This is a genomic window from Curtobacterium sp. Leaf183, from assembly GCF_001424385.1.
Classification (GTDB): Bacteria; Actinomycetota; Actinomycetes; order Actinomycetales; family Microbacteriaceae; genus Curtobacterium.
In genome coordinates, this window is record NZ_LMPO01000009.1 from 445,046 (window position 1) to 454,102 (window position 9,057).

Below are 9,057 nucleotides of genomic sequence, written 5' to 3' on the forward strand. Positions count from 1 at the left end.
CGAGGCGTTCGGTGATCGCGGTCGTCACCTGCGCGACGGCGGAACCGGCGTCGGCGAACCCGGTCAGGCCGGCGACCAGGTGGAGGCCGGTCGGCACCGTCGGGGCGGACGCGTCGAAGGTGTAGAGGTCCTCGGGGTGGTTCACCGTCCCCATGCTAGGCGGGGCGTTCGTCCACACCTGCTGCGCAACCCACGCCGACAGCGAACAGGACGTGGGTAGGGTCGGAGGCATGGTCCGACCCACGCTCTCCACCGCCAGTTCCTCCCCCTCTTCGATCTCCGCCGACGTGCTCGTGGTCGGCGTTCGACCCGGCGCCGACGGTGGTCCCGCCTCGCTCGCAGCGCCCGCAACCGGCAGCGTCGACGCCCTCGACGGCCTCGACCTCACCGCGATCGGCGCGACGGGCGCCAAGGACCAACTCGTCCGCATCCCCGCGACCGGCATCGACGCCACCAGCATCGCGCTGATCGGTCTGGGCTCCGGCACCGACGCCGCCGCCGTGCGCTCCGCCGCGGGCAGCGCCGTCCGTCAGCTGCCCCAGGTCGCGTCGATCGCCCTCGCGCTGCCCTCCGACACGACCGAGCTCGTCGACGCCGCACTCGAGGGCGCAGCGCTCGGCGCGTACGCCTTCACCCGGCACAAGGGCGCGGGCACGACCACGCCCGCCCGCGGCTCGCAGACCGTCACGGTGCTCGCGCCGGACTCGGTCGCTGCGGACGCGACCGTCCGTCCGGCCATCGTCGCCGACGCCGCCGCGCTCGTCCGTGACCTCGTCAACACCGCCGCTGGCGACCTCGGGCCGGCCGACGTCGCGTCCGTCGCGACGGACCTGGCCGAGGGGCTGCCGCTCACCGTCGAGGTCCTCGACGAGACCGAACTCGAGGCGCAGGGCTTCGGCGGCATCCTCGGGGTGGGCGTCGGCTCCGTCCGGCCGCCGCGCCTGGTCGTCGTCCGGTACGCGCCGGAGACCGCGACGAAGCACCTCGCGCTCGTCGGCAAGGGCATCACGTTCGACTCGGGCGGGCTCTCGCTCAAGCCGGCCGCGTCGATGCTCGGCATGAAGACGGACATGACCGGTGCCGCGACCGTGCTCGCCACCACCGTGGCCGCTGCCCGACTGGGACTCGACGTCAAGGTCACCGCATGGCTGTGCCTGGCCGAGAACATGCCGTCGGGCTCGGCGACGCGCCCCGGTGACGTCCTGACGCTGAAGAACGGCAAGACGGTGGAGGTCACGAACACCGACGCCGAGGGTCGCCTCGTCCTGGGTGACGGCCTGGTCGCCGCCACGCTCGAACAGCCCGACGCCGTCGTCGACGTCGCCACCCTGACCGGCGCCCAGGTGGTCGCACTCGGGGACCGCACGACCGGGCTCATGGGCACGGACGACCTCGTCGCGCAGATCCGCGCAGTGGCCGCGGCGGTCGCCGAGCCGATCTGGCCGATGCCCCTCCCCGAGGAACTCGACGCCCGGCTGGCCAGCGAGGTCGCTGACATGGTGAACGCCACGGTGGGCAACCCCGCCGGCGGGATGCTGCTCGCGGGCAAGTTCCTGGAGCGCTTCGTCGAGGGCGATGTCCCCTGGGCGCACCTCGACATCGCGGGCCCGTCCGAGAACAAGGGCGGTGGCTACGGCTGGCTCGGCAAGGGCGCGACCGGCGTGATGGTCCGGACGCTCATCGGCCTCGCAGAAGAGCTCCAGGCGAAGTAGTAGGTTTGGTACCGGCGGGGCGGCCTTTCCAGCGCCACCCGCCGGTACGAACGGGACGGGACCGGAACCATGCGGTCCGACCGTCGGACGCCGCATCGGTGGTGTCCATGTGCGGGCCGGTGTCCACAGGACGGATCCGGCCCCGACGCGCACGAGGGAGTTGCACCAGGTGACGGAACAGACTTACGACGTCGTGGTCCTCGGAGGCGGCAGCGGCGGGTACGCCGCAGCGCTGCGGGCGGCCGAGCTCGGGATGAGCGTCGCGCTCATCGAGGGCGACAAGCTCGGCGGGACGTGCCTGCACCGCGGCTGCATCCCGACCAAGGCGCTCCTGCACGCGGCCGAGGTGGCCGACGCCACCCGCGACGCCGAGAAGTACGGCGTGATCGCGGAGTTCGCCGGTGTCGAGGTCCCGAAGGTCATCGAGTACCAGCAGGGCGTCATCAACTCCAAGTACAAGGGCCTGCAGGGGCTCATCAAGGCCCGCGGGATCACCGTGGTCGAGGGCTGGGGTCGGCTGACCTCCCAGAACACCGTGCAGGTCGGCGACCAGACCGTCACCGGCAAGAACGTGGTGCTGGCGACCGGGTCGTACTCGAAGTCCCTGCCGGGGCTCGAGCTCGGTGGCCGGGTCATCAGCTCCGAGACCGCGCTCAAGATGGACTACGTCCCGAACAAGGTCGTGATCCTGGGCGGCGGCGTGATCGGCGTCGAGTTCGCCAGCGTCTGGAAGTCCTTCGGCGCCGAGGTCACCATCGTCGAGGCGCTCCCCCACCTCATCCCCGCTGAGGACGAGTCCATGTCGAAGCAGCTCGAGCGCGCGTTCCGCAAGCGCGGCATCGAGTTCTCGCTCGGCGTGCGCTTCCAGGGCGTCGAGCAGCACGAGAACGGCGTCGTCGTGACGCTCGAGGACGGCAAGACCTTCGACGGTGACGTCCTGCTGGTGGCCGTCGGTCGCGGCCCCGTCACGCAGAACGTCGGCTACGACGAGGTCGGCGTCGCGATGGACCGCGGCTTCGTCACCACCAACGAACGCCTCGCCACGAACCTGCCGAACGTGTACGCCGTGGGCGACATCGTCCCCGGCCTGCAGCTCGCCCACCGCGGCTTCCAGCAGGGCATCTTCGTCGCCGAGGAGATCGCCGGCCTCAACCCGGTGATCATCGAGGACAAGAACATCCCGAAGGTCACGTACTCCGACCCCGAGGTCGCCTCGGTCGGACTGTCCCAGGCCAAGGCCGAAGAGCAGTACGGCGCCGACAAGATCGACATGTACGAGTACAACCTCGCTGGCAACGGCAAGAGCCACATCATCGGCACCTCGGGGGCCGTCAAGGTCGTCCGGGTGATCGACGGCCCGGTCGTCGGCGTCAGCATGATCGGCGCCCGCGTCGGCGAACTGATCGCTGAGGCCCAGCTCGCCGTGAACTGGGAAGCCCACCCCGAGGACGTGGCCCCGCTCGTCCACGCGCACCCGACGCAGAGTGAAGCCCTCGGCGAGGCGATGCTGCACCTCGCGGGCAAGCCCCTGCACGCGCTGTGAGCACGGCAGAGCGCACCATGACATCCACCACCACGAACCACCCCTGCGAAGAGGAGTCCACCCGATGAGCGAATCCGTCAACCTCCCGGCGCTCGGCGAGAGCGTCACCGAGGGCACGGTGACCCGATGGCTGAAGAACGTCGGTGACCGGGTCGAGGTCGACGAGCCGCTGCTCGAGGTCTCCACCGACAAGGTCGACACCGAGATCCCGTCGCCGATCGCCGGCGTCGTCGAGGAGATCCTCGTCGGCGAGGACGAGACCGTCGAGGTCGGGACTCCCCTGGTCAAGATCGGTGACGGCAACGGGTCCTCCGACTCGGGTTCCGACTCGGGCGCATCCGACGCCGGCGCCGAGTCCGCGGAGTCCTCCAACGAGGCCGCTGCCGAGGACGAGGCCCCCGAGGTCGAGCCCAGCACCGAGCAGGACTCCGAGACCCCCGCACCCCAGCCGACGGAGCCCGAGCCGGCTCCCGCTGGACAGACCCAGCCCGCCGCCCCGGCAGCGCCGTCGGCACCGCCCGCAGCGTCGCCCGTGCCGCAGGCCGCTCCGGTCCCGCCGCCCGCCGCGGCTCCGGCTCCCCCGGCCGCGGTCCCCGCTCCGGCAGCCGCAGTGTCGAGCGCCCCGACCGCGTCGGCCGAGGTCCCGAAGCCGACGCAGAACGGCGCAGCGTCGGGCTACGTCACGCCGCTCGTGCGCAAGCTCGCGAACGAGCAGGGCGTCGACCTGTCGACGGTCACCGGCACCGGTGTCGGTGGGCGCATCCGGAAGGAGGACGTGCTCGCCGCCGTCCCCGCCGCTCCGGCCGCCGGCTCGTCCGACCAGGGCAGCTCGGCTCCGGCCGCGTCCGGCCCGTTCGTCGCCGAGGTGTCACCGCTCCGCGGCACGCGAGAGAAGATGACGCGTCTGCGCAAGGTCGTCGCCGAGCGCGCTGTGCAGTCGATGACGTCGACCGCACAGCTCACCAGCGTGGTCGAGGTCGACGTGACGAAGGTCGCGCAGTTCCGCGACGCACACAAGGCCGAGTTCCTCGAGAAGACCGGCTCGAAGCTCTCCTTCATGCCGTTCTTCGCCCTGGCTGCTTCGGAGGCCCTCAAGGCCCACCCGAAGATCAACTCCACGGTCGAGGGCGAGGAGATCGTCTACCCGGAGACCGAGAACGTCTCGATCGCGGTCGACACCGAGCGCGGGCTCCTCACCCCGGTGATCAAGGACGCGGCGTCGCTCGACCTGGCGCAGTTCTCGAAGTCGATCGCCGACCTGGCCGAGCGCACGCGCAACAACCAGCTGAAGCCCGACGAGCTCGCCGGCGGCACCTTCACGCTGACCAACACCGGCTCGCGCGGCGCGCTGTTCGACACCCCCGTGGTGTTCCTGCCGCAGTCGGCGATCCTCGGCACGGGCATCGTCACGAAGCGCCCGGCCGTCGTGAAGGTCGACGGTCAGGAAGCGATCGCGATCCGTTCGTTCGTCTACCTGGCGCTGTCGTACGACCACCGGATCATCGACGGTGCGGACGCGTCGCGGTACCTCGTCGCGGTGAAGAACCGCCTCGAAGAAGGCAACTTCGCTCCGAACCTCGGGTACTGACCCGCGATTCGCCCGGACTGCGCGGTCCACTCGACGGCCCCGGTTCCCCTTCGTGGGAGCCGGGGCCGTCGGCGTCGGCGGACGGCTGTGTCCGGTCATCCTGGACCTCGCAGCGCGAACACCCCCGCTGCCACGACACCGGCGAGCACCACTGCGCCGACGAGCAGCCGCCGCATCGGGACACGGACGGCACCACCGACGCGCACGCCGTCCTCGACGAACTGCCGCAACACCCCCGCGAGTCCCGGCGACGCAGACTCCTGCGGCGCGACGAACACGAAGTCGTCGCGCGGAGGATCCCACCGCACCGGGCGCGGGGGTCCGGTCGCCCGGACGACCTCGAGCAGTCGGAGCACGTCCGCGTCCGCACCGTCGACTGCTTCGGCGACGGCGCGGTCGATGGCGGCCCGACAGGGTTCGCGCGGGTCCACGCGTTCCCACACGGCCCGCACGGCGAACAGGAGGGCCGTCGCACCCGGCGCCTGGGACGACCGCGACGCTGCTGACGGCGCTGCTGATGCTGACAGCGCTGCTGATGATGTCGACGCCTGTCGGGGCCGCCCGCGCCCATCCGAGGGTCCGCGGCGAGTGCGGGCGTCCCTGGCGGACGCGTCAGCATCGCGCTGACCGAGACCGTACCGATCGACACCGTGCCCGTCGACGTCGGCGTCGGGTGGGTGGTCGACCAGGACGGTGAGACCGGCGTCGTCCACCAGGACGTCGTCCGCGCGGGCGTCGCCGAGCACGATCGCGCCGGATCGCGCCTGCGCCGCGAGTTCGATCAGCGGGACGGTCAGGGTCACCGCGACGCCCACCGTGGGCACGCCGATCCGGTCGAGTGCGTCCGGCAGTCGGGTCCCCCGCAGCGACTCGGCACACACGACGAGGCGCCCGGACGGGTCGCGCCCCACGGCGTCGACGCGCACGCAGTGCGTCGGGTCCGCCGAAGCGCGATCCGCCACCCACGCCGCGAACGGGCCCGTGTCCGGGCCGGTCCAACGCTGGTGCACGGTGATCGTCTCCATGGTGACCAGCGTGGCGGAGGCGAGCCGGGCCTCCCGGACGAACGTGGTGACCTGTGGAGAACGTCGTTCGCCCACAGCCTGGTCGTCGGCGGTCCCCAGGAACGCGGTCAGGCCGTATCCTTGACGGCATGGCACGCAAGAGCACAACCGACACGAAGGCGAAGGAGCCGGGGCGTCTCAAGCAGATGTTCCAGGTCTTCCAGATGACCCGTCGGGCCGACCCGTCGTCGATCTGGTGGTTCGCCGCCGCGTTCCTCGTCCCGGTCGTCCTCGGGGTGCTCCTCGCGCTCCTCCTGCCCGGACAGAACTGGCTCGCCGTGGTCCTCTGGATCCTCGCGGGGGTGTTGCTCGGTGTGCTGCTGTTCCTCATCGTGCTCGGGCGTCTGGCCGAGCGTGCCGCCTACTCGCAGATCGAGGGCCAGCCCGGTGCCGTCGGTGCGGTGCTGACGAACTCGCTCCGCCGCCAGTGGCGTTCGAGCGAGATGCCCGTCGCCGTGCACGGTCGCTCGCAGGCCGCCGTCTACCGCGCGGTCGGTACTCCCGGGGTGGTGCTCATCACCGAGGGCTCGCTCGGCAACCTCACGCGCCAGGTCGACGAAGAGCGCCGCAAGGTCCAGCGCATCGTTCCGAACGTCCCCGTGCACGTCGTGCACGTCGGTGACGGCAAGGACGCGGTGACGCTGCACAAGCTGCCGCGTGCGATGAACAAGTACAAGAAGTCGCTGAACCGGAACGAAGTCCTGGCGGTTGCCAACCGCCTCGACTCCCTCACGCAGAGCCCGGCGTCGGCGATCCCGAAGGGCATCGACCCGACCCGTGTGCGCGCCGGTCGTCCGCGCTGACCCGAGCTGCACCGACGAACGCCCCCGACCGCATCGGTCGGGGGCGTTCGTGCGTGTGCCGAGCGGGGGCTTGCCATGTGCCCGCTCCAGCGCAGGTGCGAGGTTGATCGCCTCGTGCTGGGCAACAACCCCGCACCACCCTGACAGCGGCGCACCACGGCCGCCGAAGCGGCGGAACCTCGCACCGTGCGACCGCGGGCGACCGGGCGACCGCGGGCGACCGGGCGCGCCCGACCCTCAGCGCCGGACCAGCACCGTGCCCGCTGCCGCATCGTGGAGCGGCCGACCGTCCTTCGCGTGGATGAGCGCGGGGACGACCACGCACAGCAACACGGTGCGGACCACGGGGCGCCACACCCCGACGTAGCCGCCGCGGATCGGCACGACCCGCAGCCCGACGCACACGTGCCCGAACGACCCGGACAGCAGCGCGATGAAGACCACCTGCAGCGCGGCGAAGATGCCGAGGGTCGCGAAGTTGCCCGCCGCTCCGTACGTGCCGATCGCCAGGGAGATCACCGATGCGAGCGCCCAGTCGATGGCCAGTGCACCGATGCGCCGACCGAGGCCGCTCATCGAGCGCGGGCCGGACTCGGGCAGGCCGAGGAGCTTGCCGGGCCACGAGTTCGACGAGCCGGCCGCACCAGCGGACGAGGGCGGAGTGGAGCGGGCCATGTCCCGAGTTTAGGCGTCCCCCGCCGCGTAACACGCCGGAAACAACGTAGTCACGTCCGGGAAACCCCGTGTCAATACCCTCGTCGGAGGGTGCCTCCTGGTCCCCTCGAACCACCACCCAACCATAGGAGAACGACTCACATGTTCAGTGATTCCTCCGAGGTGCTCGCCTTCATCAAGGACACGGACGTCAAGTTCCTCGACATCCGTTTCACGGACCTCCCCGGGGTCCAGCAGCACTTCAACATCCCCGCGTCCACGGTCGACGAGGACTTCTTCTCGGTCGGGCAGCTCTTCGATGGCTCGTCGATCCGCGGCTTCGCGTCGATCCACGAGTCCGACATGCAGCTCATCCCGGACGTGACGACCGCCTACGTCGACCCGTTCCGCGCGGAGCGCACGCTGATCATGGTGTTCGACATCTACAACCCGCGCAACGGTGAGATCTACAGCCGTGACCCGCGCCAGGTCGCCAAGAAGGCCGAGAAGTACCTCGCCTCGACCGGCATCGCGGACACCGCGTTCTTCGCCCCCGAGGCCGAGTTCTACATCTTCGACGACGTCCGGTACTCGGTCACGCAGAACGAGTCGTTCTACGCGGTCGACTCGGAAGAGGGCGCCTGGAACACCGGCCGCACCGAAGAGGGCGGCAACCTCGCCAACAAGACCCCGTACAAGGGCGGCTACTTCCCGGTCTCGCCGGTCGACAAGACGGCTGACCTGCGCGACGACATCTCGCTCAAGCTGATCGACTCGGGCCTCGAGCTCGAGCGCGCGCACCACGAGGTGGGCACCGGCGGCCAGCAGGAGATCAACTACAAGTTCGACACGATGGTCCACGCCGCGGACGACATCCTGAAGTTCAAGTACATCGTCAAGAACACGGCCGAGCAGTGGGGCAAGGTCGCGACCTTCATGCCGAAGCCGATCTTCGGCGACAACGGCTCGGGCATGCACACCCACCAGTCGCTCTGGAACGACGGCACCCCGCTGTTCTACGACGAGAACGGCTACGGCGGCCTGTCCGACCTGGCCCGCTGGTACATCGGCGGCCTCCTCAAGCACGCTCCGGCGCTGCTGGCCTTCACGAACCCGACGGTGAACTCGTACCACCGCCTGGTGCCGGGCTTCGAGGCCCCCGTCAACCTCGTCTACTCGGCAGGCAACCGCTCGGCGGCCATCCGCATCCCGATCACGGGCACCAACCCCAAGGCCAAGCGCATCGAGTTCCGCGCGCCGGACGCCTCGGGCAACCCGTACCTCGCCTTCGCGGCGCAGCTCATGGCGGGCCTCGACGGCATCCAGAACCGCATCGAGCCGCACGAGCCGGTCGACAAGGACCTGTACGAGCTCCCGCCGGAAGAGGCGAAGAACATCCCGCAGGTGCCGGCCAGCCTGTCGCACGCGCTCGACGCGCTCGAGGCCGACCACGAGTTCCTCACCGCGGGCAACGTCTTCACCGAGGACCTCATCCAGACGTGGATCGACTACAAGCGCGAGAACGAGATCCTGCCGCTCGCGCAGCGTCCGCACCCGTTCGAGTACGAGCTCTACTTCGGCGTCTGAGTCCGTCCCGGCAGACAGGAGGCCCCGCACCCTCAGGTGCGGGGCCTTCCGCGTGCCGGTGGTGACCGCCTGGAGGCCCGGTGCCGGTCCGACGGACCGGCACCGG

The 9,057-nt window shown here is 70.5% G+C and carries 7 protein-coding genes; 5 read left to right on the forward strand and 2 right to left on the reverse strand.

What is annotated here, in order from left to right; genetic code table 11:
• Positions 1–230 precede the first annotated feature (230 nt).
• The 3 genes from ASG04_RS13025 to sucB all read left to right on the forward strand — a co-directional run bounded on the left by ASG04_RS13025 (position 231) and on the right by sucB (position 4,843).
• Positions 231–1,712, forward strand: a complete 1,482-nt coding sequence (locus ASG04_RS13025; RefSeq protein ID WP_056125071.1) for a leucyl aminopeptidase — start codon at positions 231–233, stop codon at positions 1,710–1,712.
• A 169-nt stretch (positions 1,713–1,881) separates the two neighbouring features.
• Positions 1,882–3,255: a dihydrolipoyl dehydrogenase gene (gene lpdA / locus ASG04_RS13030; protein WP_056125073.1), complete on the forward strand. Its 1,374-nt coding sequence runs from the start codon at positions 1,882–1,884 to the stop codon at positions 3,253–3,255.
• A gap of 64 nt (positions 3,256–3,319) precedes the next feature.
• Complete coding sequence (gene sucB / locus ASG04_RS13035; protein ID WP_056125076.1) at positions 3,320–4,843, forward strand: 2-oxoglutarate dehydrogenase, E2 component, dihydrolipoamide succinyltransferase; 1,524 nt, start codon at positions 3,320–3,322, stop codon at positions 4,841–4,843.
• 95 nt (positions 4,844–4,938) lie between these two features.
• On the opposite strand, the gene ASG04_RS13040 is transcribed toward sucB, so the two are convergent.
• Entirely contained in the window at positions 4,939–5,868 is a 930-nt protein-coding gene (locus tag ASG04_RS13040; RefSeq protein WP_156463665.1) for a hypothetical protein, read from the reverse strand.
• Between the two features lie 128 nt (positions 5,869–5,996).
• On the opposite strand from ASG04_RS13040, the gene ASG04_RS13045 reads away from it, so the two are divergent.
• Positions 5,997–6,710, forward strand: a complete 714-nt coding sequence (locus ASG04_RS13045; protein ID WP_056125078.1) for a DUF4191 family protein — start codon at positions 5,997–5,999, stop codon at positions 6,708–6,710.
• 237 nt (positions 6,711–6,947) lie between these two features.
• On the opposite strand, the gene ASG04_RS13050 is transcribed toward ASG04_RS13045, so the two are convergent.
• Positions 6,948–7,385 (reverse strand): RDD family protein, encoded by a 438-nt coding sequence (locus tag ASG04_RS13050; RefSeq protein WP_056125085.1) that lies wholly within the window; start codon positions 7,383–7,385, stop codon positions 6,948–6,950.
• 141 nt (positions 7,386–7,526) lie between these two features.
• Between ASG04_RS13050 and glnA the strand changes: the two genes are divergently transcribed.
• Entirely contained in the window at positions 7,527–8,951 is a 1,425-nt protein-coding gene (gene glnA, locus ASG04_RS13055; RefSeq protein ID WP_056125088.1) for a type I glutamate--ammonia ligase, read from the forward strand.
• Positions 8,952–9,057 lie beyond the last annotated feature (106 nt).